Origin of the sequence: Myxococcus stipitatus DSM 14675 (assembly GCF_000331735.1) — a bacterium.
GTDB classification, from domain to species: Bacteria; Myxococcota; Myxococcia; order Myxococcales; family Myxococcaceae; genus Myxococcus; species Myxococcus stipitatus.
Genome location: NC_020126.1, coordinates 10,067,304 through 10,094,140 on the forward strand (window position 1 = coordinate 10,067,304; position 26,837 = coordinate 10,094,140).

The 26,837-nt window shown below is 70.3% G+C and carries 20 protein-coding genes and 1 CRISPR repeat array (1 of these 21 only partly in view); of the genes, 11 read left to right on the forward strand and 9 right to left on the reverse strand.

The features are described from left to right. Positions 1–17 precede the first annotated feature (17 nt). The 8 genes from MYSTI_RS39195 to MYSTI_RS39230 all read left to right on the forward strand — a co-directional run bounded on the left by MYSTI_RS39195 (position 18) and on the right by MYSTI_RS39230 (position 12,638). Positions 18–2,054 (forward strand): tetratricopeptide repeat protein, encoded by a 2,037-nt coding sequence (locus MYSTI_RS39195; RefSeq protein WP_015353423.1) that lies wholly within the window; start codon positions 18–20, stop codon positions 2,052–2,054. Positions 2,055–2,176: 122 nt separating this feature from the next. Continuing rightward, positions 2,177–3,748 carry a TolC family protein gene (locus MYSTI_RS39200; RefSeq protein WP_015353424.1) on the forward strand — a complete coding sequence of 524 codons (1,572 nt, stop codon included), beginning with the start codon at positions 2,177–2,179 and terminating at the stop codon, positions 3,746–3,748. Further along, positions 3,736–4,875, forward strand: a complete 1,140-nt coding sequence (locus tag MYSTI_RS39205) for an efflux RND transporter periplasmic adaptor subunit (protein ID WP_015353425.1) — start codon at positions 3,736–3,738, stop codon at positions 4,873–4,875. The genes MYSTI_RS39200 and MYSTI_RS39205 overlap by 13 nt, the downstream gene beginning before the upstream one ends. A 9-nt stretch (positions 4,876–4,884) precedes the next feature. Then, positions 4,885–8,061, forward strand: coding sequence for an efflux RND transporter permease subunit (locus MYSTI_RS39210; protein ID WP_015353426.1), 3,177 nt, complete (start codon positions 4,885–4,887; stop codon positions 8,059–8,061). 79 nt (positions 8,062–8,140) lie between these two features. Continuing rightward, the gene (locus MYSTI_RS39215) at positions 8,141–10,060 is read left to right on the forward strand and encodes a patatin-like phospholipase family protein (protein WP_015353427.1); all 1,920 of its coding nucleotides are present in this window, start codon (positions 8,141–8,143) and stop codon (positions 10,058–10,060) included. Next, positions 10,057–11,025 (forward strand): 3-oxoacyl-ACP synthase III family protein, encoded by a 969-nt coding sequence (locus MYSTI_RS39220; RefSeq protein ID WP_015353428.1) that lies wholly within the window; start codon positions 10,057–10,059, stop codon positions 11,023–11,025. Before MYSTI_RS39215 ends, MYSTI_RS39220 begins: the two co-directional genes overlap by 4 nt. Further along, a complete protein-coding gene (locus MYSTI_RS39225; RefSeq protein WP_015353429.1) occupies positions 11,022–11,780 on the forward strand; it encodes a lysophospholipid acyltransferase family protein in 759 nt (252 codons plus the stop codon). The genes MYSTI_RS39220 and MYSTI_RS39225 overlap by 4 nt, the downstream gene beginning before the upstream one ends. Positions 11,781–11,801: 21 nt before the next feature. Beyond that, on the forward strand, positions 11,802–12,638 hold the full coding sequence (locus tag MYSTI_RS39230) for an SDR family NAD(P)-dependent oxidoreductase (protein WP_015353430.1): 837 nt from the start codon (positions 11,802–11,804) through the stop codon (positions 12,636–12,638). A 77-nt stretch (positions 12,639–12,715) separates the two neighbouring features. Here MYSTI_RS39230 and MYSTI_RS39235 read toward each other — a convergent pair whose 3' ends face one another. The 4 genes from MYSTI_RS39235 to MYSTI_RS39250 all read right to left on the reverse strand — a co-directional run bounded on the left by MYSTI_RS39235 (position 12,716) and on the right by MYSTI_RS39250 (position 18,585). Further along, positions 12,716–13,582: a methyltransferase domain-containing protein gene (locus MYSTI_RS39235; RefSeq protein ID WP_015353431.1), complete on the reverse strand. Its 867-nt coding sequence runs from the start codon at positions 13,580–13,582 to the stop codon at positions 12,716–12,718. Between the two features lie 71 nt (positions 13,583–13,653). Then, positions 13,654–17,196: a serine/threonine-protein kinase gene (locus tag MYSTI_RS45500; protein WP_015353432.1), complete on the reverse strand. Its 3,543-nt coding sequence runs from the start codon at positions 17,194–17,196 to the stop codon at positions 13,654–13,656. Positions 17,197–17,332: 136 nt separating this feature from the next. Beyond that, entirely contained in the window at positions 17,333–17,992 is a 660-nt protein-coding gene (locus MYSTI_RS39245; RefSeq protein ID WP_015353433.1) for an exopolysaccharide biosynthesis protein, read from the reverse strand. Positions 17,993–18,030: 38 nt separating this feature from the next. Further along, entirely contained in the window at positions 18,031–18,585 is a 555-nt protein-coding gene (locus MYSTI_RS39250; RefSeq protein ID WP_015353434.1) for a DUF2378 family protein, read from the reverse strand. 190 nt (positions 18,586–18,775) lie between these two features. On the opposite strand from MYSTI_RS39250, the gene MYSTI_RS39255 reads away from it, so the two are divergent. Continuing rightward, positions 18,776–19,429: an SDR family oxidoreductase gene (locus MYSTI_RS39255; RefSeq protein WP_015353435.1), complete on the forward strand. Its 654-nt coding sequence runs from the start codon at positions 18,776–18,778 to the stop codon at positions 19,427–19,429. A 30-nt stretch (positions 19,430–19,459) separates the two neighbouring features. On the opposite strand, the gene MYSTI_RS39260 is transcribed toward MYSTI_RS39255, so the two are convergent. Then, positions 19,460–20,230 carry an N-acetylmuramoyl-L-alanine amidase gene (locus MYSTI_RS39260; RefSeq protein ID WP_015353436.1) on the reverse strand — a complete coding sequence of 257 codons (771 nt, stop codon included), beginning with the start codon at positions 20,228–20,230 and terminating at the stop codon, positions 19,460–19,462. A 169-nt stretch (positions 20,231–20,399) separates the two neighbouring features. Between MYSTI_RS39260 and MYSTI_RS39265 the strand changes: the two genes are divergently transcribed. Continuing rightward, on the forward strand, positions 20,400–21,329 hold the full coding sequence (locus MYSTI_RS39265) for an alpha/beta hydrolase (protein WP_015353437.1): 930 nt from the start codon (positions 20,400–20,402) through the stop codon (positions 21,327–21,329). Positions 21,330–21,356: 27 nt separating this feature from the next. Here the strand turns inward: MYSTI_RS39265 and MYSTI_RS39270 are convergent, their stop codons facing one another. The 3 genes from MYSTI_RS39270 to MYSTI_RS39280 form a co-directional block, all read right to left on the reverse strand. Further along, positions 21,357–22,187, reverse strand: a complete 831-nt coding sequence (locus MYSTI_RS39270; RefSeq protein ID WP_015353438.1) for a hypothetical protein — start codon at positions 22,185–22,187, stop codon at positions 21,357–21,359. A 282-nt stretch (positions 22,188–22,469) separates the two neighbouring features. Then, on the reverse strand, positions 22,470–23,291 hold the full coding sequence (locus tag MYSTI_RS39275; RefSeq protein WP_015353439.1) for a hypothetical protein: 822 nt from the start codon (positions 23,289–23,291) through the stop codon (positions 22,470–22,472). Between the two features lie 310 nt (positions 23,292–23,601). After that, entirely contained in the window at positions 23,602–24,312 is a 711-nt protein-coding gene (locus MYSTI_RS39280) for a TetR/AcrR family transcriptional regulator (RefSeq protein ID WP_015353440.1), read from the reverse strand. An 87-nt stretch (positions 24,313–24,399) separates the two neighbouring features. Here MYSTI_RS39280 and MYSTI_RS39285 point away from each other — a divergent pair, with 87 nt between their 5' ends. Next, a complete protein-coding gene (locus MYSTI_RS39285) occupies positions 24,400–25,422 on the forward strand; it encodes an NAD(P)-dependent alcohol dehydrogenase (protein ID WP_015353441.1) in 1,023 nt (340 codons plus the stop codon). Between the two features lie 13 nt (positions 25,423–25,435). On the opposite strand, the gene MYSTI_RS39290 is transcribed toward MYSTI_RS39285, so the two are convergent. After that, the gene (locus MYSTI_RS39290; RefSeq protein WP_015353442.1) at positions 25,436–25,897 is read right to left on the reverse strand and encodes an SMI1/KNR4 family protein; all 462 of its coding nucleotides are present in this window, start codon (positions 25,895–25,897) and stop codon (positions 25,436–25,438) included. 935 nt (positions 25,898–26,832) lie between these two features. Continuing rightward, positions 26,833–26,837: a CRISPR direct-repeat array (repeat unit 36 nt); it runs 1,555 nt beyond the window's last position.

Here is a 26,837-nt window from a genome sequence, read left to right on the forward strand (position 1 = left end):
ATCGAGGCACTCCCGACATGCGCCCCGTCCGCCCTGCCCTGCTCGCCCTGGTCTTCTTCGCACTGCTTGGCACGGCCGCGGGAGTCACCCTCGCGCTGCGCGGAAGGGGCGACGAGCCCCCACCGCCCGTGGCCTCCGCTCCGACGCCCAAGGCCCCGCCGACGCTCGCGAAGGAGAACGTCTCATCGCTCCGCGCCGCGCAGGTCGGCGCCAAGGCGTGCGGCGAGTGCCACGAGGACCAGCACGCGGGCTGGAGCAAGGACTGGCACGCGCGCGCCCTGTCTCCCGCGACGTCCGCGTTCGTGGTGGGCGACTACACCCCTGGGACGCACTTCAAGGGGGACTCCAGCGAGGCGTGGATGCGCCGCGAGGGAGACGACCACTTCATGCGCACCAAGGGCGCGGACGGGCAGCTCTCGGAGTTCCCCGTGCGGTGGGTGGTGGGCGGCAAGCGGATGCAGGACCCCGTCACCGTGCTGTCGGATGGCCGCTGGCAGGTGCTGCCCGTCTACTTCCACGTCACCGGCCAGGGTGAGTGGGTGGACTACTCGGAGACGAAGCAGGGCGCGCTCACGCCGGAGCACCCCTTCTTCTGGGCCAACTTCCGCCGCAGCGCCCAGCACGCGTGCCTGGACTGTCACGTCACCGGGCTGGACGCACGCTATGACCGCGCCACGCGCACGTGGTCCACGCGCTTCACCGACGCGGGCGTCGGGTGCGAGAGCTGCCACGGCCCCGGCGCGAAGCACGCGGACACGCAGGCCCCCCAGGACATCATCCAGCCGGCGAAGCTGTCCGCGGAGCTGGGCTTCGCGGTGTGCGCGCAGTGCCACGGCCCGCGCCGCCCCCTCTTCCCCATCCTGGACGGCGCGCACCGCTTCCAGCCCGGCCAGCGCTACGAGGACTTCTACCAGCCCATCGTCCTCTTCGTCGGCACCGAGCGCTCCGGCGACTACTTCACCGACGGACGCCCCAGCACCTCCAGCTTCGAGTACCAGGCCCTCATCCAGTCCCGCTGCCACACGCAGGGCGGCGCCACCTGCCTCACCTGCCACACCGCGCCGCACGACCCGCAGGCGCCCAACGAGCTGCACCTCCCCGACAAGCCCTCCGCCACCGTCTCCGCGGGCTCCGCCACGTGCCAGCAGTGCCACGCGGACCTCTTCGCCGCGGGCTCGCGCCACACGCGGCACCGCGCGCGCGAGGCGCAGGACTGCGTGGCCTGCCACCTGCCGCCCGTCGTCTCCGGCGTGCTGGACAAGTTCGCGGACCACGCGATGGACGTGCCCGCGCCCCAGAACACCTCGCGCCACGGCATCCCCAACGCCTGCAACGCCTGTCACACGAAAGAGACGCCGGAGGCCATGACGAAGGCCCTGGCGAAGGGGTGGCCCAAGGCCGCGAAGCGGCAGGAGCGGCGTCTGCGATTGGCGGATGCCTTCGACGAGAAGACGGCGAGCACCGCCCGCCCCGCGCTGGAGGCCGTGCTCGCGGACACGCACGAGGTGCCGTCGTTGAGGGGCGCCGCGGCCAGGCTGCTCGCCCAGCGCCACAAGGCCGAGGCGGTGGCGGCCCTGCACACCGCGCTGAAGGGGACGCGGGACAGCCGGCTGCGCCTGGACCTCATCGAGTCGTTGGGCCTCGCGGGCGGTGGCAAGGACGCGAGCGAGGATCTGGCGGCGCTGCTCCAGGATGGCTCCACGTGGGTGCGTCAGGCCTCCGCGCTGACGCTCGCGAGCGTGGGGGATGCGCGAGGTGTCTCGGCCCTGGAGCAGCTCGCCTCGCGGCCGGAGACGTCTTCGTTGGTCCAGCCGCACATCCTGCTCGCGCAGCTGGCGGTGCGGCGCAAGGACCTGGCCACCGCGGCGCGGGAGTACGAGCGCGCGCTGGACCTGCAGCCCTACAACGTCGACGCCCTCATCCGACTGGCCGACATCTACGTCGTCCAGGGGAACGTGAAGCAGGGCCAGGAGCGACTGTCGGAAGCGCTGCGCTTCGACCCACAGAGCCGCGCGGCCCGCCAGCGTCTGTCCATGCTCAAACAGGGCCGCTGAACACCCTCCTCGGACTCCATCCACTGTTGAGCAGGCAAGCGCCGCGTCTGTCCAACAGGCGCGCCCCGGCCCCAGGGTACGTAGCCGGTATCGGGTGACTCCCCTACCTCAGGGCACCCGTTATGAACGCCCTGCTGCTCGCCCTCCTGCTCTCGCACCTCGGCCCACGGCCGGAGGTGTTGCTCGGCGCGACGCCCGCGGCTCGAGCCCGCGGCAAGCCCACCGTGCGCAAGGTGAAGGCCACCCAGGCCCCACCCGACACGCCGCCTGACGCCCGCGCGAAGCCGCCCCAGGGACTGCCTCCGGAGGGCGCCGAGGACCAGGCCCCGTCCGGGCCTCCCACGCCCGAGGTCTCCGACCCGCTGCTCACGCCCGTGCCTCCCGCGCCCATCCAGATGCGCTCCTGGGATGAGGCCCTGGAGCTGGTGCGCCAGCGCTCCACGGACCTGAGCACGGCGCAGGCGCAGGTGGAGTCCGCGGGAGGACAGGCGCGCGTCGCGCTGGCGGGCCTGCTGCCCAGCCTCAACGGCACCGTGCTCACGCAGCTGAACATCCTGGACACCGACAACACGTCGCTCTTCTTCGGAGGAGGCAGCGGAGGAGGTGGAGGCCTCGGCGGCGGGACGACGGGCTTCCAGACCTCGGACCCGCCCGTGACGGGGGGGAGCGACACCCAGACGCCCACCAAGCCGCCCGTGGCGGGACTGCTCACGGCCTCGGTGGCGCTCTTCAACTACCAGGCCATCACCACGCTGCGCACCGCGCGCGAGGGCCAGCGCACCGCGACGTTGTCCCTGGCGGAGACGCGCCGGCAGCTGAGCCTCGCGCTCGCCCGGGCCCTGGTCTCCGTCGCCGCGCAGGAGCGGCTGGCCGAGGTCAACCGCGTCAACCTGCGCTCGGCGCTGGAGCGGCTCGCCCTCGCGCAGCGGCGGCTGGAGCTGGGCGCGGGCACGCGGCTGGACGTGGTGCGCGTGCAGCAGGACGCGGAGACGGCGCGCGCGCTGGTCGTCGTGGGAGACGAGGACCTGCGCAAGGCACGCGAGGCCCTGGGGTTGGCGCTGGGCACGCCCGAGGCGGTGGGGCTCGCGCCTGGGGTGCGCGTGGAGTCGCTGATGCAGCGGGCACAGAAGGACTGCCGCACGCTGGAGAACCTGGAAGGGCGCTCCGACCTGGCCGCGGCGCGCTCGCGCATCACCGTGGCCGAGCGACAGATTTCGTCGGTGAAGGCGCAGTACGTGCCTTCGCTCTCGCTGAGCAGCACCACCGTGGCCCTCACGGTGAAGGAGGACGCGGTGAACGTGCCCTTCTGGAACATCGGCGCCACGCTGAGCCTGCCCTTCTGGGATGGCGGCGTGCGCGAGGGCCTGCTCCGGCAGTCGCGCGCGCAGGCGACCTCGGCGCGGCAGCAGTCGCTGGCGCTGGAGCGCTCGGTCACCATCGAGGTGGCGCAGGCGCGGCGCGGGGTGAAGGTGGCGCAGGACTCGCGCGACATCTCCTCGCGCGAGCAGAAGCTGGCCGAGGAGAACGACCGGCTGACCCGGCGCAGCTTCGAGGTGGGCACGGGCACCAGCCTGGAGCTCATCCAGACCGCGGCGGCGCTGCGGCAAGCGGAGCTGGCGTTGGTGGTGCGGGAGTTTCAGCTCGAGCGAGCCAAGGTCGAGGCATTCCTGGCGGAGGCGGCATGCGACTGGTGAGGACGGTGGGCGCCGTGTGTGCGGCGGCCCTGGCGTGGATGAGCTGCAAGAGCCAGGAAGGCCCTCAAGGAGGCGCGGCCGGCGCGGGCATGGCGATGCCCGTGGAGGTCATCTCCCTGTCACCGGGCGAGGTGCGCGACGCGGCCGACTACGTGGGCACGCTCATCTCCCGCACCAGCATCATCGTGTATCCGCAGGTGGCCGGTTACATCCAATCGATTCCCGTGAAGCCGGGCACGTGGGTGAAGGACCAGGAGGTCCTGCTCGTCGTGGACCCGCGCCGCGAGCAGGCGGGACTGCGCGCCACCCAGGCCCAGCGGGCCTCCGCGCTCGCGCAGCGCGAGTTCGCCCGGCGCACCCAGGAGCGCAGCGCGCAGCTCCTCAAGGAAGGCCTCCAGAGCCGCCAGGACTACGAGCAGGCCGTGGCACAGGCGCGGCAGGCGGAGGCGAGCGCGCGAGCGATTGAAGCGCAAATCCAATCGCAGCGCGTGCAGCTGGGCTTCTACGAGGTGAGCGCGCCCTTCGCCGGGATGGTGGGCGACTTCCCGGTGAAGGTGGGCGACTACGTGACGCCGCAGACGGAGCTCACCACGCTGGACCAGAGCCGCATGCTGGAGGTCGCCGTGCAGGTGCCGGTGGACCGGGCGCGCGCCATCCAGATTGGCAAGACACCGGTGGAGCTGCTCGACGAGAAGGACAAGGTCGTGGTGGCCGCGCCCGTCTTCTTCGTCGCCCCCACGCCCAGCGCCACGACGCAGCTGGTGGAGGTGCGGGCCGCCTTCGAGAACAAGGAGGGGCTGCGCGCCGGGGAGATGGTGCGCACGCGGGTGGTGTACGAAGTGCGGGAAGCGCTCACCGTGCCCACCGTCGCGGTGACTCAAATCAGCGGCCAGTCCTTCGTGTACGAGGTCGCCACCGTGGATGGCGGCACCGTGGCCCGCCGCGCGCCGCTGTCCGTGGGCGAGGTGACGGGCAACGACTACGAGGTGACGGGCGGCGCCGACGCGGGCGTCCAGGTGGTGGTGAGCGGACTGCAGCTGCTGCGCGATGGCCAGCCCATCAAGCCCACGCCCGCCAGGCCCGCGCAGGGCCAGGGCGTGGGCGGCGCCTCCGACGCGGGCCAGTGAGGGGACGGCATGTTCACGGACTTCTTCATCCGAAGGCTCATCTTCGCCAGCGTGCTGTCCATCATCATCACGCTGGCGGGGGCCATCAGCATCCCCGCGCTCCCCATCGAGCAGTACCCGGACCTGTCGCTGCCCGAGGTGCAGGTGACGGCCACGTACATCGGAGCGTCGGCGGAGACGGTGGAGAGCGCCGTCACGACGGTGCTGGAGCGACAGCTCAACGGCGTGCAGGGGATGCGCTACATCTCCTCCTCCAGCAGCAACACGGGCGTGAGCACCATCACCGTCACCTTCGACCAGGGGCGGGACCTGGACATCGCCGCGGTGGACGTGCAGAACCGCGTGGCCACCGCGTCCGCGCAGCTGCCCGCCGCGGTCAACGCGCTGGGCATCACCATCACCAAGGCCCAGACGCAGCTGCTCATGGCCTTCGGCCTCTTCTCCCAGGGCGGCCACTACGACACGGAGTTCCTGAGCAACTACGCGGACGTCTACATCCGCGACGCGCTCCTGCGCGTGAAGGGCGTGGGCAACGTCACCATCTTCGGTGAGCGGCGCTTCGCGATGCGCCTGTGGCTGGACCCCTCCGAGCTGGCGCGGCGCAAGCTGACGGCGTCGGACGTGGTGGGCGCGCTCCAGGCGCAGAACGTCCAGGTGGGCGCCGGCCAGGTGGGCCAGGAGCCCGCGCCGAAGGGACAGAACTACCTGTTCACGCTGCGGGTGCAGAGCCAGCTCGTCACGGCGGAGCAGTTCGGGGCCATCGTCGTGCAGCGGGGGCAGGACGGCTCGCTGGTGCGCATCCGGGACGTGGGCAAGGTGGAGCTGGGCGCGGAGAACTACGCGCAGCTGTTGCGCTTCAACGGCACGGAGGCGGTGGGCCTGGGCATCTTCCAGCTCCCGGGCTCCAACGCGCTGGAGGTGCGCAACGGCGTCATCAAGGAGCTGGACCGGCTCCAGAAGAGCTTCCCGCCGGGCGTGAAGTACCAGGACGCCTTCGACACCACCGTGGCCGTGCGCTCCTCCATCGAGGAGGTGCTGCGCACCCTGGTCGAGGCCGTCATCCTCGTCGTGCTGGTCATCTTCGTCTTCCTGCACGGCTGGAGAAGCGTGCTGGTGGTCGCCACCACGCTGCCGGTGTCACTGATTGGCACCTTCCTCTTCGTCAGCGCGTTCGGCTTCTCGCTCAACACCCTCACGCTCTTCGGCCTCACGCTGGCCACGGGCCTGGTGGTGGACGACGCCATCGTCGTCATCGAGAACGTGGAGCGCACCATGGAAGAGGGCTTCGCGCCCCGCGAGGCCACGCAGCGAGGCATGCGCCAGGTGGCCGGCGCCGTGGTGGCCATCGCCCTGGTGCTCTCCGCGGTGTTCGTCCCCGTGTCCTTCTTCCCCGGCACCACCGGCGCCATCTACCGCCAGTTCGCGCTCACCCTCGCCTTCTCCATCAGCCTCTCCGCGCTCGTCGCGCTGACGCTGTCCCCCGCCCTGTGCGCGCGGCTCTTGCGTCCGCACGAGGGTCAGAAGTGGAAGGTGTTCCGTCAGTTCGACCGGGGCATGGACCGCTTCCGCGACGCCTACGGCCGGCTCTTGCGGCGGCTCATCGGTCCGCTGAAGTGGCCGGTGGTGATGGTCTTCGGCCTGTGCCTGCTCGCCACCGTCTGGGTGTACCGGGCCACGCCCTCCGGCTTCATCCCGGACGAGGACCAGGGCTACATCATCGTCGCGGTGCAGGGCCCGGAGGGCACGTCGCTGGACTACACGCGCCGGGTGCTGCTCCAGACGGAGGAGGTGCTGCGCAAGCAGGAGGAGGTGACGGACATCTTCACCGTCGGCGGCTTCTCGCTCCTGGGCACCGGCGCCAACTACGGCGTGCTCTTCGCCAACCTGCGCCCGTGGAGCGAGCGCAAGGGCACCGAGCACAGCGTGGCGGGCATCATCGAGCGGCTGCGAGGCCCGCTGCTCGCCATCGGCGGCGCGCGCGTGCTGCCCTTCCAGCCGCCCGCCATCCGCGGCGTGGGCAGCGTGGGCGGCTTCGAGTTCGTGCTCGAGGACCAGCAGGGCACGCGCACCCTCGCGCAGATTGCCCAGACGACCGAGGCGCTGGTGGGCAAGGCCAACCAGAACCCCCAGCTGCGCGGTGTCTTTTCGTCCTTCACCGCCAACACGCCGCTGCTCGACGTGGAGGTGGACCGGGAGAAGGCGCTGTCCCTGGGCGTGCCCATGGAGTCGCTGTTCGCGACGCTCCAGGTCTACCTGGGCAGCCAATATGTTAACGACTTCACATTCGCCAACCGCGTGTATCGGGTGTTCGTCCAGGCGGCCATGCCCTTCCGCAGCCAGCCCAAGGACGTCGGCGCGCTCTATGTGCGCACCTCCGGCGGCGACATGGTCCCCATGGAGTCCCTGGTCCGGGTGGTCCCCGTCACCAGCGCGCAGAACATCTCTCACTACAATCTGTATCGTTCCGCCGAGGTGAACGGACAGGCGGCGCCCGGCGTCAGCAGCGGGCAGGCGCTGGAGGCGATGGCGGCGGCGGCGCGGGAGGTGTTGCCGGAGGGCTACACCTACGAGTGGACGGGCCTGTCGCTGGAGCAGCAGGAGGCGGGCGGCAAGGTGCTGCTCATCTTCGCCTTGGGAATCATCTTCGTGTTCCTGGTGCTCTCCGCGCAGTATGAGAGCTTCGCGCTGCCCTTCGTCATCTTGCTGGGCGTGCCGGTGGCCATGCTGGGGGCGCTCGGGTTCCAGAACCTGCGCGGGCTGCAGAATGACGTCTTCTGCCAGGTGGGGCTGGTGATGCTCGTGGGCCTCTCCAGCAAGAACGCCATCCTCATCGTGGAGTTCGCGGAGCAACTGCGTCACGAGGGTTACAGCGTGATGGAAAGCGCCGTCGAGGCAGCCCGCACGCGCCTGCGTCCCATCCTGATGACGTCCTTCGCGTTCCTCATGGGCGTGATTCCGCTGGTGATTGCCTCGGGCGCGGGCGCGGCGGCCCGCAAGTCCCTGGGCACCACCGTGTTCGGCGGGATGTTGTTGTCCACGTTCGTCAATCTCATCTTCATCCCCGTGCTGTACGCGGTGGTGGAGGCGGCGCGCTCCCGAGTCCTCAAGCGCCATGAGCACGCCCGGCCCGGTGGCGGAGGAGCACCTCCTCCCGGTGGCGAGCCTCCTCGGCCGCAGCCCGCCTGAGTTTATGGGCGGGGGCTGATACGACCCCATATCCGACGCCGGAGGGTCCGCTATCCTCCCGCGCTTCATGGCCCGTTCCATGCCCCTCGACGTCCAGCGTCGTCGGCTGTACGCGCTCAAACGCGCTCCCGCATTGCGGCACACCAGCAACACCGTCCTCCTCCAGCTCCTGGACGTGGCCTGGGATGTCACCTGGGCTCGGGACACGGTGTTGTGTGAGGAAGGCCAGGAGGCGCACGGCTTCTTCCTGCTGCTGGAGGGAGAGCTGGAGGCGCTTCGCGATGGTGAATCGCTGCTCACCTTGAGGCCCGGAACCCCGCTGGGCTTCGAGGCCCTGATGGGCGGGCGCTACTCCGTCACCGCGCGCGCGACGACCGCGTGCAAGGGCCTGTTCTTCCCGCGCGACGACGTGTGGACGCTGGTGCAGGCCAGCGCGGGGCTGCGGCAGGACCTCAAGCGGCTGCTCGTCCACGCGGCGCCCCCCCGGCGCGAGGACCCGCTGCCTCAAGTGGAGGTGGTGTCCTTCTCCAGCCAGGTGCAGGCCATGCCCTTGTCACGGCTCATCGAGCTGGTGGCCAAGGTCATCACCCATGAGTTCAAGGACCGGGTGCTGCTCGTCCGCCCCGCGGAGCCCGGCTCGTCCGAGCTGCCCCTGAGGGGCGCGGACGGCGTGATGCGCGCCACGGTGCCTTCCCTGGGCCCCGGCGCGCCGGGCCTCATCACCCTCTCCCGCCTGCGCGAGCTCACCCAGAAGCACGACCCGCACTACGTCTTCCTCGACGGGTGCCAGGCGGTGGAGGGGGAGCCGCTCGTCGACAAGCACGTCGTCCTCGTCGAGCACCCGGAGGATGCGCCCTCGCCCGGCTCCAGCGAGGGGCGCGTGCTGCCCACGGTGGTCATCGACCCGCGACGTCCGCCTCGGGACAGCCTGCTGGAGGGCCGGCCACACGACGGGCCGAGCGTGAGCTCTCGCGTGCTGCCGCCGTGCAGGCTGCGGCTGAACCCCACGCGGCTGGACGTGCTGGAGGTGGACGCGCGGCCGCTGATGGAGGTGGGGCTGTGCCCCGCGGAGCGCGACGCGATGTCGCGCTGGGCGCGGGCCATCACCCACCGGCGCGTGGGGCTGGCGCTCAGCGGCGGGGGGGTCTGGGGTTTCTACCACGTGCACATCCTGCGCTGGTTGATGGAGCACCGCGTGCCGGTGGACTTCATCAGCAGCTCCAGCATGGGCTCGCTCGTGGGGGCGTACTTCTGCGGCACCGCGCTGGATGGGCGCAGCGGCCTGGAGGGACTGCACCGCCTGGAGGAGCGGGCCATGAGCCACCAGCTCTCGCTGGCGGCGATGGCGGCCGTGGTCACAACCTACTCCTTCGAGCACCTCATCGCGCGCGACCTGGGAGAGGTGCGGCTGGAGGAGCTGCCCATCCGCTTCCTGCCCGTGGCGACGGACCTGACGAACGGGGAGTGTGTGGCGCTGGAGCGAGGCCCCGTCGCCCGAGGCGTGCGCGCCAGCGGCTCCGCGCCAGGGCTGTGGGCCCCCACCCTGGTGCCCCCCGCACGGTATGTGGATGGCGCCTTCACCAGCATGGTGCCCGCGAGCGTGTTGGTGAGCGCGGGCGCGGACCTGGTCTTCTCCAGCAACATCTTTCCCTTCGGGCTGCGAGAGACGGCCTGGATGCCAGGCTCTCGCGTGGGGCGCTTCCTGGCGGGGCTCAATCCGGTCTCCAGGGCCCTGGACCTGGTCGCCAGCGGTGTGCTGCTCTTGCACCGCAGCGGTGACGCGGAGAGCTTGATGGCGGACGTGAGCTACGACATCCAGTCAGCGGATACGCCGCTGAGAACGGCCATGGAGTTCGCCAAGGCGCGCGATATCCTGGAGCGCGCGGCCTCGGATGAAGCGCTGGCGTGGAAGCTGGCGGAGCTGCACGGGCACTGGGAGCAGATGCGCGTGCACTGCGGCCCCCATGGGCGGCGATGCGGAGGACAGCAGGCCGCATGATTCCCGTGCGAATCCTGGGGACGGCGAGCCTGCAACCGGGTCCACCCGTGACGACCGAGGCGCTGTGCGCTCGCGTGGGCCGCGACGCCCAGGAGGTGCTGCGCAAGACGGGCATCCTCACGCGCCACTTCGCGCCGCCAGGGATGACGACGGCGGCCGTGGCCGCGCAGGCCTTGCGGGGCGCTCTGGAGGCGGCGGGGCTGGAGGCGCGGGCGCTCCGGCGCATCCTCTGCGTCACCTCCATGGGCGGCGACGTCACCACGCCCGCCACGGCGAACCGGGTGGCCGCGGCGCTGGGGCTCGCGGGGAGCTGCGACGCCATGGACCTGAGCAACGCGTGCATGGGCTTCTTGAGCGCGTTCGACGTGGGCGCGCGCTCGGTGGCCACGGGCCTGGGCCCGGTGGGCATCGTGTCGGTGGAGCTGCTGTCGCGCACGACGACGCCGGAGGACCCCAGGCCCTACCTCGTGCTCGGAGACGCGGCGGCGGCGGCCATCCTCGGAGCGGCGCGCCCGGGCGAAGGGGTGCTCGGGGTGGCGCTGGGCAACGACGGCACGCTGCCTCCGGACGTGGTGCTGGAGAATCCGCACGCGACGGGGAAGCCCGAGCGGATGCGCTTCCTGACGCCCAACAAGGCCATGACACGCGTGGCGCTGGAGGCGCTGATGCGCGCGGCGCGCTCGGTGCTGGACGAGGCGCGGGTGGCCCTGGGCGACGTGGAGTGGGTGCTCACGCATCAACCCAACGGGCGGATGCTGGACGCGGTGATGGATGCCCTGGGCCTGCACGCGGAGCGGGGCGTGCGCGTGGTGGACACGGTGGGCAGCGTGGGCTCCGCGTCGCTGCCCACGGCGCTGGACCGGCTGCTGCGCACGCGGCCCGTCAAGGCCGGGGACCGCATCCTCATGGTGGGAGTGGGCGCGGGCGTCGCGCACGGCGCGGTGCTGTACCGGGTGGGAGGATGATGCGCGCGAGCGGCCTGCCCCTGGCCGCATGGCTGAGCGTCTTCGGGCTGCTGCGCCGCTACCACCGCTACCAGGTGGTGAACCTGGAGCCGCTCCTGCGCCCGGGGGCCAAGCTCATCGTCGGCTATCACGGACGTCCCCTCGCGGTGGACCTGTGCATGCTGACCGTCACCCTGCATGAGCAACTGGGTTACCTTCCCCACGGCGTGGCGCATGGCGCGTTCGACCGCCTCCCCGGGATGCGCGCGGTGGCGGACGGGCTGGGCTTCGTGACGGGCGATGACCCCAGGCTGGAGGAGGCGGTGGCGCGGGGCGAGCACGTGCTGGTGCAGCCGGGAGGCACCCGCGAGGGCTGCCGGAGCTTCCGGCATCGGTATGAGGTGAGCTGGGGCGAGCGGCTGGGCTACCTGCGGCTGGCGATTCGCTACCGGCTGCCCATCGTCCCCGTGGCGGGCAGCGGCATGGACGACGCATACCTGGGGCTCAATGACGGGTATGCGCTGGGACGGCGCGTGGGGATGCCCGCGCGGCTGCCGCTCTGGCTGGGCGTGGGCGCCACGGGCGTGTGGCCTTTCTCGTTGCCGTTTCCGGTGAGGATGACGCAGTGGGTGGGGGAGCCGCTCACGCGGCACCTGGCGCCGGGCTTCGACGCGGGTGACCGGGGAGCGATGTTGGAAGCACACCGGGAAGTGGCGGGCGCCGTGCAGGCCCTGCTGGACCGGGCACGCGGACCGCGGCCCGAGTCGATGGCATGAATGCAACGGACAGGAAGGCAGATGAGCGACTCGGGGGAGCAACGAGGCACGGGAGAGCGACAGTGGGCGCTCATCCTCGGGGCCTCATCGGGCACGGGCGCGGCGATTGCCCACGCGGTGGCGAACAAGCCCGGGCTGAATGTGTTTGGCGTGCACCGGGGACGCTATCTGGACAGCGCCGCGCAGGTGGAGCGGCAGGCGAAGGACGCGGGCCGGCGCGTGCTCATGTGGCAGGCGGATGCCTCCACGCCCGAGGCCGCCGAGGCCGGTGTCCGCGCGCTGAGAGAGGTGGCGGGGCCCGGCGCGGTGAAGCTGTTCGTGCACTCCATCGCGGGAGCGTCCGTGGGGCGCTTCCTGTCGGAGGGTGAGGACCGGCTCCACGCGAAGCGGGTGCGCCGGACGTTCGACACGATGGCGCACTCGTTCGTGTACTGGACGCAGGCGCTGGTGGCCTCCGACATGCTGGCGCCCGAGGCGCGGCTGCTGGGATTGCAGAACACGCTGAAGGAGACGCACCTGACGAACACGGGCCTCATCAGCGCGTCGAAGGCCGCGCTGGAGATGTACGTGCGCTACCTGGCCATGGAATTGGGCGGGCTGGGGCACCGGGTGAACCTGCTCAAGTTCGGCACGGTGATGACGCCCGCGCTCAAGCACGTCTACACGCCCGAGGCCCTGGAGCGGCTGGAGGAGGCGCACGCGCGCATGAACCCCGCCGGGCGCATGTGCACGGTGGAGGAGGTCGCGCGCTTCGTGGGTGTGCTGTGTGGCGAGGAGGCTGGCTGGTTCAACGGCGCGACCATCGACTACACGGGCGGCATGACGCTGCGCCTGCTGGACCTGGTGCTCAACCCGTGACGGCCGTGGCCCGCGGCTCCTGCATCCGGAAGCGCAGGCCACGGGCGGCATGACACTGCGCCTGCTGGACCTGGTGCTCAACCCGTGACGGCCGTGGCCCGCAGCTCCCGCATCCGGAAGCGCAGGCAGTAGAAGAACGGGGACACCTGCTCCTCCAGCACGTCGGTGGCGAGCGACGGGAGGAGCTCCCGGGGACAGTGCGCGTCGCGCGTGTAGAAGGTGATGGCGCGGAACGCGGCGCGCTGGAGGAGCGAGGGCTGGCGCGCCAGGTCGAGCTGCTCGTCGACCACGACGACGGGCGTGCCGGGCTTCGCGACGCGGGCCAGCTCTCGCAGGCCCTTGGCCGGGTCGCGATACGCGCCGATGCCGCCCACGCTGAGCACGCGGTCGAACATGCCCTCGGGGAACGGCAGCGAGTGCCCGTCCGCCATCATCAGGCGAACGTCGGGGTAGCTGCCCTTGCGGAGCCGGGCCTGGCAGCGGCCCAGCATTCCCTCGCTCAGGTCCACGCCCCAGACTTCGACCTCCTGGCCGGAGACGAGCTCGCGGCGGATGAGCGGGAGGTTCGCGCCCGCGCCCACGCCGACCTCGAGCACGCGCAGCGGCATCCCGTCGGGCGAGGAGCGCAGCGTGCCCAGCTCCATCCGGCGCAGGTAGGCCGCGCGCATCTTCGCCTCGGACACGAACTGGAGCAGCGGCGTGAGCACGGTGGTGAGCGGGTCATGCAGCGCGGGCAGTCCGTCGTAGATGGCCCGCATCAAGCGGTCCGTGCCGCGCACGGCGTCCTCGCGGAACAGCCGCGCGAGGCCACGCTTCACCGGCCACGCCTCCGCGCATCCGCCACAGCGCAGCCAGCCCCAGGCCACGCAGCCCTCGTCCTCCTGGCCGTGGAACACCAACGTCCCACGACAGGCCGGGCAGGCCAGCAGCGCGACATCCCCCACTCTCAATCCGCTAGGCACCGGCGCGTTGTAGCACCGTCACTCAGACCAAGGGGCCCCCGACGCCCGCCTCGTCAGGCCTCGAGGCTCTGAAGCCCCATCGCCCGGTCCAGGTCGTCGCGCGCGTCCATCTCCTCGAAGCGCTCCACGGCCCGCGACAGGTGCAGGTGCTTCGCCGGGTCGCCCGGAGGCAGGTGCCGCGCCAACTCGAAGCGCGCGCGTCCTTCCTCGTACGCCGTGCCCTTCGCCGTCGCCACGGCGACACACTCGCGCCACGAGTCGTAGGCCCGCGCCACGTCCCCCGACAACCACGCCTCATGCCCGCGCCACAGCCGCGCCGCGGGCTCCGCGAACGGGAACACCCGCGCGAACCCCTCCACCGCCCGGCACGCCGCCCGAGCACTCTCCACCAACGAGCGCTCCTGCCCGCCCTCGCGCTCCCACAGCGTGAGCAACACTTCCGCCACCGCCGTCGCGCCAAAGTAGACGAAGTGCGCCACGGACTTGCCCGCCACCAGCTTCGTCAGCGCCTTCTCCGCCGCGACACGCGCACCGCTCAAATCACCCTCGCGCAGCCGAAGGAGCGCGAGCGTGCCATCCAGGATGATGCGGTCCGTGAGTCCACCCTGCGACTCCGTCCACGTCACCGTCTGCTCCAGCGCGGCGCGCGCCTTCTCGTGGTCACCCAACCGCAAGTGGATGTGCGCCTGGTAGTGCAGCGCCCAGTGCTGCGTCTGGAGCGCCCCGCGCCTGCGCGCCGAGCTCTCCAACCAATCCATCAGCGGCAGACCCCGCTGGAACTTCCCCTGGTAGCAGGACACCACCGTCAGCAGCGCGCGGCACTCCTCCGCCAATCGCATGTCGCCCACGGAGTCGACGATGCCGATGGCCCGCTCCAGCCACGCCTCCACCTCCACCCACCGCGCCATGTACGTCGCGTACACGGCGTTGCGGCACAGCACATAGGCGAGGTCCGCCGGGTTGCCCACGCGCTCGGCCACGTCCCGAGCCCGGCCCACCCATGCCTCCGCCACCGGGCGCACGGGCACGGTGCCCGCCACCACGGCCATGTTCGTATACCCGCGCGCCAGCTCCGACGAAGCCCCCGCGGGCTCACACAGGTTGAGCATGCGCAGGCCCGACCAGAGCACGGGCAGCGCCTCCTGCGCGTAGATGAACGCATCGGTGAGCCGCATCAACAGCCGGCCCGCCACCCGCCGCACCCGCCGCCGCTCCTCCGTCTCCACGTCATACGCATCCGGCCGGGCACTCTGCGCCAGCCGCAGCCCCACCTGCACCACCGTGCCCAGCGCCCAGCCCACGCGCGTCGTCGGCACCGGCCAGCCGAAGTGCTTCAGCGCCCGCTCCGCGTGGCCTCGGAACGCCGTCAGCTCGCCCAACTGGAAGCGCGCCTCCGCGAGCAGCGCCTCCAGATGTCCCTGGTGCAGCTTGTCGCGCGGGGGCACCCGCTCCAACGCGCGCATCAGGAAGGGCAGCGCCTCACGGCAGGCACCGACGCGCAGCGCCTCTTCACCGGCGCGCTGCGCGTACTCGGCCTCGCGCGTGGAGTCGCCCGCCTCGCCCCAGTGGTAGCAGAGCGCGGCGGTGGGCTCGGGGCCCATGAGGTACGCCACCTCCATCGCCTCCGCCACCCGGCGGTGCAGCAGCGGACGCTCCGCCGCGGCCAGCTCCTCCAGCACGCCCTCGCGCAGCTTGTCGTGCGCGAAGCGCCACTGCCCATCCGAGACATCCAGCACCGCCGCCGACGCGCAGTACGACAGCCAGCGCTCCACATCCACGCCGGGCGCCGCGTGCTTGAGCAGCACCACGTCCACCTGCCGGCCGACGATGGCGGCCACGCGCAGCAGGTCGCGAGAGCTCGCGGACACCTTCTCCAGCCGCCGCCGCACCAGCCGCCGCACGCCACCGGCGAACACCCGCTCCGGCAGGGGCATGTCCCCCAGCCGGTCCAACCCGCCCGCCTCTTCCGCCAGCGCGCGCGCCACCTCGACGAGGAAGAACGGGTTGCCCTCCGTCTCCCGCCGCAGCAGCTCCACCAGGTGCGGCCGAGCCCCCGCCGGTCCAATCATCGACTCGCTGAGGACGGCGATCTCCCCCGCGTCCAGCCGAGGCAGCCGCAGCACGTCCATCCCCGGCAACTGCGCCGGCAGCATGGGAGCCTCGTCGTCGCGGAAGCTGCCCAACAGCAACAACGGCAACCCGGTGGCGCGTGTCGCCAGTCGCGACAGCAGCAGCAGCGACTCCGCATGGGCCCAGTGCAGGTCCTCGAGCAACACCACCGTGGGCTGCGTCAGCCGCGCGAAGATGTCCTCCACCACCTGCAACAGGCGCGTCTGGGCCATCTCCGCGCCCAGCTCCGCGGGGTCCGGCACCGGGCGCCCCAGCAGCGCCTCCAGGTCCGGCACCAGCGGCTTGAGGACACTCGCCTCGCGGTCATCCAGCGGCGTGAGGATGGACAGCCACCGCAGCACGGGGCGCCACTCCTGATACGGACTGCCACCGGCGGCCACCGCTTGTCCGCGCAGCACCACGGCGCCGCGCACCAGCGCCAGCGGGCGCAGCTCGTCGAGCAGGCGGGACTTGCCCACCCCGCTCTCCCCACCCACCAACAACCCACCGCCCCGGCCCAGCAGCGCCGCGTCCAGCACGGACGTCAGGAGCGACAACTCCCGCGCGCGGCCCACATAGCGCGCCGCCTGCAAGAAGCTCTCGCGCGTGGTGACGGACTCGGAGGGCACCGCGCGGCGCGTGGCGGAGCACAGCGCCGCAATCACCTCATCCGCGCCCCGAGGCCGCCGCCGCGCATCCTTCGACACCAGCCGCTCGAGCACCGAGTGCAGCTCGGCGGGGAAGCCCGGCGGAGCCGACGGCGCCCTCCCATCGAACGGCAGCCGCCCGAAGATCATCTGGCACGCCATGGCCCCCACGCTGAAGAGGTCCGTGACTTCCGAGGGCGGCTGCTCCTCGAAGAGCTCCGGCGCCAGGTAGCCCGGCGTCCCCCCAGGCTGGGCGCGGTGCACCTGCTCCCGTCCCACCGCGAGCCCGAAGTCGAGCACCTTCACCTGCCCGCGCGCCACCAGCACGTTGGCGGGCTTGAGGTCGCGGTGGATGATGCCTCGGCGGTGCAGGTACGCGAGCGCCTGGAGCGTCTGCACCAGCAGGTCCACCTGGACGTCCAGCGGCTGGTTGGAGCCCGCCTGCACCAGGTGCCGCGCGTCCTCCAGCAGGTCCATGGCCAGGTACGGCCGGTGCTCGGCGTCGAACCCGTAGTCCAGCACGCTGATGACATGCGGGTGTCTCACCGAGGCCAGCGTCTGGAACTCGTGAGCCAGGGACAGCGCCAGCTCATGGCGCGCGGCGGACGACGGGGTGTTCTCACCCGGCGGCGCCTTCACCAGGTCCTCCACCGTCTTGTTCAGCCGCTTGATGGCGACCGGCCCGCTCAGCAGGTCCTGCGCCCGCCACACCGTCCCGGCGCCGCCCCGCCCCAGGAAGTCGACGATGCGATAGCGACCGCCCACGACCTCGGCTTCAACGAGACGCCGAGCGGGGTCCTCATAGCGAGGCTGTGTCGCATCGAGTGGGATTGGACGCATGTGCGGGGGGCCGCCCGCCGGGATGATAACGAAGATTCAAGTCATCCGGGGGACGGGTTTCCCCCGGTGATACACGGGTTGTTACACACCCGGCACCCGGCGCCCACTGGATTGACAGGGACGCCGTCCGGAGTGTTCAGCGGCCGATGAGGCCCGCCAGCCCCTTGCCGCCCTGGATGGCGCCGAAGATGAGGACGCTGAAGTAGGCGATGGTCCCCACCGTCATCCCGTGCCCCATCAGGATGGCGTAGCCGTCGCGCTGGAGGATGCCGATGGCGAAGAACAGCACCGCCAGCGCCGGCAGGGTGTTGCTGAACGGCACCAGGCCGAACGGCGCCATCAACAGCACGCCCGCGACGAACAACATGAAGCCGTTGAAGCGGTTGGTGCTGGCCCCGTGCGTGAGCACCAGCAGCCGGGGCTTGCTCAGCCGATCCACCTTCGTGAAGACGCTGGCGCCCTTCTCCAGCGCGGGCAGGAGCGAGGTGCGCGACAGCTTCTTCTCCATCATCTTCCGCGGCAGCCAGGGCCCTCGGTTGAACATCACGCCCACGCCGATGAAGACGATGAGCGCGCCGAACACCGTGGAGACCCCCGGAATCGACACGGGCAGGAGGAAGGGAAAGGTGAGGATGCAACAGAAGAGCAGCAGGCCCTGCTCGCCGCAGGCCTGCATCAGCTCGCGCACCGTGAGGGACTCGGGGAGCCGGGTGGCCAGGTCGCGCAGCGTGGCGGACAGCTGGGACTGGGGTTCGGGCAGAGGCGCGGAGGTCACGGTGGGCGACGGTGTGGACATGGGCGGGCCGTTGACTACCACGGCCGGGTACCAGGTGCTCAGGTCCAGGCGATGTCGTACACGGCTTCCTCGCCCGCTCGACGAACGACCTGCACGGAGGGGTGACGCGCGCCGCTGGCCTCCAGCCCCGCGAGGAAGAGACCGACATAGAAGCCCGCCACCACCACGGGCCGGCAGGTGAGCACATACCGTCCAGGTCCCTGGGGCTCCAACGTGGCCTCCAGGTAGTTGGTGCCGGTGCGCAGGTTGCGCGTCATGCGCGCGAGCATCCGTTCAGGACCCAACAGTCGCACGGAGGTGAGCAGCGCCCCGCCGATGAGGGTGGAGCCGAAGCCCTCCACGAAGCGGCGGCCCACGACGGCGGCGCCCTCCTCCAGCGGGAGCTGCGGGGCCAGGGTGTCCGCGGCCACCTTGAGCGCGCCCAGCCACACCTCCAAGGGATAGGCCGGGGCGAGCTTCCCCTTCACGTCGACGCCGACCTGCTTGAGCCGGCCCACGCAGCGCTCATCGAGCTGGTCTCCCAGCGCACGGAGGAGTCCTTCGAAACTCTGGGGGAAGACGAGCGGCTCGCGGGTGTCCAAGGCGCGCGTCATGGTAGCCCCAGCGGCGCGGAGTTCACACCCACCTGGTTGCGAGATTCGGGGTGACTCGCGGCATCCTCCCGGGAACGCCTGTCTCGGGGTGGAAGCGACGCACGCGGAGTGAGAGTCGGACTGGGCAGGCAACCGCCGGTGTGCTGTAGAGGGGCCCTCATCGCCATCCGCCCCCGAGGGAGCCTCCGCCATGACGCAGCCATCCCGCCTTCTGTTCGTCGCCGGCGCCACGGGGGCGACAGGGCGCAACGTGGTGAAACAGGCCCTGGCGCGAGACGTGCCGCTGGTTGCGCACGTGCGCCCGAAGAGCGCGGACACGGAGCCGGCGAAGAGCTGGCCGCGCAAGGCGGTGGTGGAGCTGGCCCGTGGTGAGCCGCTCGCGGAGGCGATGAAGGGGAGCACCACGGTGCTCCAGCTCATCGGGACGATGCGCAAGCGCTTCTCGGCGGGAGACACGTACGAGTCGAGCGACATCGGCACGACGCGGCAGCTCGTGGAGGCGGCGAAGCGCGTGGGCGTGGACCACCTGGTGCTGCTCAGCTCCATGGGCGCGGGGCGGCCGGTGGGCGCCTACCTGAAGGCGAAGGCGGAGGCGGAGCGGCTGGTGCGCGAGAGCGGAATCCCGTGGACGGTGGTGCGTCCGCCCGCGTTCGAGGGCGAGTATCACCAGCCGCCCGCGCTCCTGGGGCTGCTCGCGAAGCTGCCGCTGCTGGGCGGCCTGCGCCCCATCCACATCGACCAGCTCGCCGCGGTGCTGCTGCGCGTGGCGGAGAAGCGCGCGCCGCTGAACGCGGTGCTCGAGGGCGACAGCCTGTGGAGCGAGGTCGCCGCGACGGGCGTGTGAGCGCGCGCCAAAGCCAGACACGCGCCCCGCTCAGCGCCAGGCGTCGTTCGCGGTGCGGATGCGGTCGAAGTCGAAGTTCGTCGAGGGGTCCTGCTTCCGGTCACTGACGTCCTTGTGGCCGACCAGGTTCTCGCTGGGGATGCTGTAGCGCTTGGACAGATAGGGGACGAGCTGCTCGAGCGCCTTGTACTGCGCCTCGGTGTAGCCGTCCTTCCCGTCTCCCTCGTTGACGATTTCAATGCCGATAGAGCGGTCATTCACATCGCCGGGCTTGCCGGGCAGGGAGCCCTCCCCCGCGTGCCACGCGCGCTTCTCGTCGGCGACGAGCTGGTAGATGGTGCCGTCCTTGCCGATGAGGTAGTGCGAGCTCACGTCGCCGCGCCCGGTGAGGTCCTTGTACTTGTCCTTGAGCCAGCCCATGAAGGACTCGGGCTTGCCCGTCAGCGTCTCCAGGCTGCTCTGGTCGGACGGGTCCGCGGTGTGGTGCAGGACGATGGAGTCGATGCTCTGGACGCCATTCGGTCTGTCATTGAAGTTCTCGGAGGGGCGGACGACCATCGCCGGCGTCGGGTTGGTGGGGTCCGTCGACGCGGGCGTCAGCGGCGCGGGCGGCGGCTTCACCGGAGGCGGCGTCGGCGACTTGCCCGGGCTGGGCGACGGCGCGAGCTGCGCGACGGAGGGCTCGAACGTGTCGGGCCGCGGCGTCAGTCCGGGCGTCGGCTTGGGCTGGGGACGCGGCTCCTCGGACGAGAAGGGGCGCACCACCGAGTTCTGCGAGGACCGCTGAAGGGGAGCGACCATGGAGCATCTCCAGGGCAAGCGAACGACTTGCTGGGTTATCGCTCCCCGCGTGTCATGAGTTGCGCCGCCGCTGAAAAGTGAGCCACAGGACAGCGTGCCGCGAGAAGGCCGCGCCCGAGGAGCGCGATGGCCAGGGGCGACATACATCTGGGGCCCCCGGAGGCACGCCATGAACCGACCTCTCCTCGCAGCCGTGCTCGTGCTGTCGCTCACCGCGTGTTCCGAGGACCCGGAGCCCCCTCACGTCCCACCCGACGGCGGCGCGGATGCGGGCACGGACGCGGGCGTCGATGGAGGAGTCGATGCGGGCCCCGACGATGGCGGCTCCACGAGCTCGGGCGGTGCGGGGAAGTTGCCGTGTGACGGCACGGGGACGGTGACGTCGGACAACCAGACGTATGCGTACTGTGTGGCGCGGGTGGCGGGGGTGGAGCTGAAGATCGTCGAGCCTCGCGGCGGCATCGTGCCGCGACCGGTGCGGCTGGCCATCTACCTGCACGGGGATGGGGCGCGGGCACACACGAGGGACGAGGCTCCGCGCGCGCAGGCACCGTGGGCCTACGTGAGCGAGACGCTCTACGTGTCGGCGCTGGCGCCCAACCGGTGCTCCTGGTGGACGCGGCCGTCACTCACGACGTGCACGGGGACACCGACGGAGACGGACCGGGATGTGTCGGGAGAGAACGCGAGCGCGCTGGCGGAGGTCATCGACACGCTGCGCAAGCGCTGGGACATCGTGAACGAGCCCCTCTTGTTCGGCGGCTCCGCGGGGGGCTCGGTGTTCCTGACGGGGAGCTTCCTGCCTCGGTATGGGAGCCGGTTCCGAGGCATCCATGCGCTGGGGTGCGGCGGCACGGTGTCGTGGAGCGGGGCGCTGGAGTGGGACGGGAACCGGCCCGAGCAGCGAGGCTCGACACGTCTGTTCTATGTCTACGGAGACCGGGACCCGGCGCTGGCGGATATCCAGGCGAGCATCGCGGCGTACCGGGGGTATTCGATTCCCGTGGGAGAGACCGTCATCGCGGGAGCGTCGGGGTGTGGGTTCGACGACCTGGGCGCGGTGAGGGACCTCTGGGAGAGAAACCTGGGCTCGCTGTAGCCGAGCCCAGGTCCGGGGTGAGAGGGATTACTTGACGCAGTTGGCCCAGCCGCGCTTCGCGGGCGAGAGCGTCATCTCCCAGGTGCGGGTGCCGGAGTTGTAGTCGATGCTCAGGCCGTCCGTGAGGCTGTTCTGGTTGAAGCGACCGCCGAGGCCGGAGAGGAAGCAGCCGACGCCACCGGGGTTGTAGGCCAGCTCCTTGCTGAAGCCGCTCCCGGCGGAGATCCACTGCCAGCCGCCGTGGCTCTCGGGGACGTCGACACACAGCGCGCGGCCACCGCCCTCACCGGCGAGGTCGCCGCCGAGGTACCAGTTGAGGCCGTCATTCCAGACGCGGACGTACTCGGAGGTGGAGTCGAAGGCGCCGGAGCCCTCGACCATCGTGAGGAAGCAGCGGCGGTCGGCCGTCACGGCGCCCAGGAGCTTGGCGGCCTGCCCGTTGTACCAGGAGACCTCCGCGGTGCGGTTGGCGGCCGTGGTCATGCACTCGACGGTGCTGCCCAGCATCTTGCTGAAGTTGTGGTTGACGAAGATGTACCACTCCCCCGCGAAGACGAACGTACCGGTGCTGCCCCAGCTGCTGCTGCCCGTGGGCGGCTGCAGGTTGCCGGACACGCCCGTGAGGAAGCAGGTGCGGTTGGTCGCGGTGCCGATGGACGTGGAGACGTAGCCGTTCGCGCTGGTGTGCCAGTTGTACGGGCCCTGGAGGCCGACGCGCTGCTCGACCTGGTCCACGGCCTCGTCGGCGACGACGGGGGACGCGGCCTCCGGAGAGGTGGGCTCGAGGGGCTCACCGCCACAAGCGACGGTGAAGGTGGCCAGCGGGAGAGCGAACAAGAGGTTGCGCATGGAAGCCATGGAGAGACCCTGTCCTTTCAAAGACAGCCAGGCGCGAGCGGAACGAGCGTGCGCCAGATGGGTGCTCCGGGCCGGGACACCGCGCCATGCGGGTCCGGGTCTCGGAGTGCGCCCAGGTAGAGCAACCGGAATGCCAACGGGTCCTCAGAGGGAAGCGCGAGGGAGGACGGCAAGGGTTGCCGGAATGCGGGGGGAGGACGCGGGCAAGGCTTGCCGGTCGCGGCAGGGCTTGCGGTGAGGGACCTGGGCCCGCGAGGAGGCGAGCCCAGGTCTTGAGAGGGATTACTTGACGCAGCTCGCCCAGCCGCGCTTGTAGGCGGAGAGGTTCATCTCCCAGGTGCGGGTGCCGGCGTTGTAGTCGACGCTCACGCCGTCACCGTAGCTGTTCTGGTTGAAGTTGCCGCCGAGGCCATGGAGGAAGCAGCCGATGCCATCGGGGTTGTAGGCGAGGTTCAGGGTCTTGGTGTTCGCGCCCGTGCTCCACTGCCAGGCGCCATGGTCCTCCGGGATGTCGACGCACAGGGCCTTGGCGCCGCCCGAGTCCGCGAGGTCACCCCCGAGGTACCAGTTGAGGCCGTCATTCCAGACGCGGACATGATCGGCGGTGGAGTCGAAGCCGCCGGCGCCCACGATGCTGGGGAGGAAGCAGCGGCGGTCGGCCGTCACGGCGCCGAGGAGCTTGGCGGCCTCGCCGTTGTACCAAGCGACCTCGGCGGTGCGGTTGGCGACGGAGTTGACGCACTGGACGGTGGTGGACAGGGCCGTGCTGAGGGTCTGGTTGACGAAGACCTTCCACTCGCTCCCGGAGAGGAGGACACCGGCCATCCCCCAGCCGAGGTCGCCGGGGGCGGACTGGAGGTTGCCGCCGATGGCGGTGAGGAAGCAGGTGCGGTTGGAGGAAGCGCCGAGGGACGTGGAGATGTACTCGGGCTGGTTCGTGCGCCACGTGTAGGGGCCGTAGACGGTGATCTCTTGCTCGGCCTGGCCGATGGCCTCATCGGCGACCACGGGGGCTTCGGCCCGAGGAGCGTCGGTCTCGAGAGCCTCGCCACCACAAGCGACGGTGAAGGTCGCGAGCGGGAGGGCGAAGAGGAGGTTGCGCACGGAAGGCCAATGGGTTGCGAGGTGTCGGGGGGGATTGCATGGAGAGACCTGGTCCTTTCAATGACAGCCACGCGCGAGCGGAGGGGACCGCACCGAGCGTGGCCGAGGGGGGCTCCGCGCCGGAACACCGCACCATGCAGGTCCGGGTCGCGGAGTGAGTCCAGGCAAAGCAATTGGGGCGCCAAAGACCCTCCCGGCGGGAGACTCTATGGGGCGACAAGGATTGCGGAAATCCGGAGGCAATGATTGCCAATTCCGGCAGGGATTGCGGTGGGGCGACTGCGGTTCGAGGGAGGACCTCGCATCCCCGCTATCGCTTCTTCTGGGATAACGCCGAGCGAGCGAGTCCGTCGATGAGGAGCTCGAGTCCGAAGTCGAAGTCGGCCTGGTAGCCCGCGGCGGTGCTGCTGGCCCTCCCCTCCTTCTTCGCGGCGCGGCCCATGACGAAGGAGATCATCTCGAGGAGGTGAGGGTATTCGGAGGGGCTGATGTGGGGAGCGAGCGAGGCGCCGAGCTCGGGGCGCTCATCGGGCTCGAAGGGCCACCAGACTTCCTGGGCGACGAAGCCGTAGATGTAGCTGTCGAGCGACAGGATGGCGTTGTAGGCGAGCTCCACGGAGAAGCCGGCATCGCGCAGGAGGTGCAGCGAGGCCTCGTGGTGCCGGAGCCTCGCGGGGGTGGGCGTCGTGCGGGACTCGATGAGCATGGAGGCCCAGCGGTGTCGGAGGAGGACGGTGCGCATGCTGCGCGCGCGGAGCCGGAGGCCCGAGCGCCAGTCGGCGGAGACAGGAGGGGGTTCGAGCTCCTGCATCACGAGCTCGATGAGCCCATCCAGCAGGTCGTCCTTGTTGCGCACGTGCTTGTAGAGGGACATCGCCTCCACGTCGAGGCGTGAGGCCACGGCACGCATGGTGACGGCCTCGATGCCGGAGCGGTCCGCGAGGGTGCGCGCGGCGGCGAAGATTCTCTCGCGGGTGACGGGGAGCCGCTTCGCGGCACGACCTCCTGCGTTTCTCTTCAAGGGCGCGGCTCCGGGGGTCGACTTGACCGTGGCTTACAACGCAAGCTAAGCATGGCTTACCTTGTAAGCCAAAGGAGAGTCCGAACCATGGCCACGATGCGCGCCGCCTGTGTCGAACGGTATGGAGGCCCCGAGGTGGTTCAACTGCGCGAGGTCGAGAAGCCGAGACCGAAGCAGGGAGAGCTGCTCATCCGGGTGGTGAACACGACGGTGAACTCCGCGGACTGGCGCATCCGTTCCCTCGAGGTGCCGAGGGGCTATGGGACGTTGATGCGATTGGCCATGGGGTTCTCGAAGCCGAGGCAGCCGGTGTTGGGGTCGGAGATCTCAGGGGTGGTCGAGGAACTGGGGGAGGGAGTCGAGGGCTTCAGGGTGGGTGACGCGGTGATAGCGGTGGCCGGGATGGGGATGGGGGCGCATGCGGAGTTCAAGGTCATGTCCGCGGCGGAGCGGGTCATCGCCAAGCCCGCGTCCCTGAGCTTCCAGGAAGCGAGCGCGCTCTGCTTCGGAGGGCTGACCGCGCTGCACTATCTGCGAGCGAGGGCGAAGGTGAAGGCCGGGGAGAAGCTCCTGGTCATCGGAGCCTCGGGGGCGGTGGGAATCGCGGCCATCCAGCTCGCGCGGGAGTTCGGCGCGGAGGTGACGGCGGTGTGCAGCGGAGGGAACGCGGAGCTGGTGCGGTCACAGGGGGCACGGCACGTCATCGACTACACGCGAGAAGACCTCACGGCGCGGAGCGAGCAGTACGACGTGATTCTCGACTGCGTGGGGAGTGTTGAGTACGGGAGCGTGCGGCCGCTGTTGAAGCAGGGAGGGAGGCTGCTCCGAATCGTGTCGAGTCTCGCGGGACAGTTCACCGCCCTGTTCCAGGGCCGACTCTCCGGACACCGGGTCATCTCGGGAGTGGGCACGGAGCGCACCGAGGACATGCGCTACCTGGCGGAGCTGGCGGCACAGGGAAAGTACCGCCCGGTCATCGACAGCGCGTTTCCTCTTGAGGGAATCCGGGACGCGTACACACGCGTCGAGAGCAAGCGGAAGCGCGGGAGTGTCGTGCTCGACGTGAGCCCAGCTCCAGTCCATCCCCGCGCCGATGGGCACATTCGATGACTACCTGAGTCCTCTATGGCTTCTGGAGCCAGTACAAGCGATTGCGGCTCGTGAGCGCCCGCGACAAGAACTCCCCAAAGGACGCAGCCACCTGCTTCACTTGCGGAAACGTTTCGTGAAACGCATCGAGCATTGGATACGGTGCTCGCCCTGAAGCGTCCACGAGAATGAAGTCCGAGTCTTGACAGTCCACGAGCACCCACCATGTTCCCGGACTGACGGAGTCATCATCCGTGCCGCGCATGCGAATCCGGGCGCGCTGCACTTCGCCTAGCGACAGGATGGAGTAGTTCGCCTCGGGGAGCGGAGCGAACAACTCGGCGCCGTTGCAACGCAAGTAGAAGGCGCGCAATTCGGGGCCGAGGGGCCAGCCTGCGCGGGCCTCAAACGCCGCAATCTCCAGCTCCGTCGCGGGCGGGTGTGGGTAGTGCTCTCGCACCACGGCGTCCAGCAGTTGATCGAACGATGGAGTCATGTCTAGTCGCTATAGGGCAGGTCCGGCCCAGGGGTGGACCACTTGGGGCTGCGCGCGTAGCACTGGGGATAGGCTCCGTTGATCACGGTATGGACATCGGGCGGCACGGGCAACAAGTTGCGAAGGGCTGTTGGATGGCCGCCATGGGCAAGGTCGTGGATATGATGCGCGGGCCAATTGCGCCCGCCCGTCAATGGCCAAGCCCCAAACTCCTCGGCCCACTCGTTTCGGAACCCGTCTCGTGCATTCGCCCAACGCTGACGGCCACTCTCGGGATCCACCGTTGCGTAGTCACAGCAACGGTGCGTGAGGGGATACCGCGTGCCCGCCTCAGCAGGGAGAAACATCCATCGCCCGACCCAATCCCCCTTGATGTCCGCGAGCCAGATACAGCCGAGCGACGCTCGCCCCTCACGCCGACAGCGCCGCTGGCAGCTCGCTAGCTGCCGAGTGTTGCACTGCCATGGGCCGTAGTAGATGGCGAAGCGCACCTCACCACCATCAGGCGACCGAACCACTGGACTGACCCATCTGGCGGTCGCGGGCGGCATACCGACTCCTCCAACAGTCGCGGAGCCACATCCGGAGGACAGCGCAAGCGCGGAGAGAGAAGCGACGAGGCCACTGCGTCCATGCGCGTACGCGAAAAGCATGCAAAGCCAGATAGCACAGCTGTTTGGGGGATGTCAGATGTTGGCGAGCGCACTGGTGAGCAGCGAGGGCATATCGCGACCACCCACGCGGGATGATAGTCATTGAATGCCAGCCTCTTTGATGCCATTCGATCCGTCCAGAACATACCACCGAGCAGCGAGTTGCCGCGGTGCACCAGGTTACGACCGGGACGTGGCTTCGTCGGTGAAGGGTTGAGCCACCCCTCGCACAGCGGACAGATGCGCCTTGTACTGGGACGGCTCGCGTACCACGCGCGGAGAGTGCT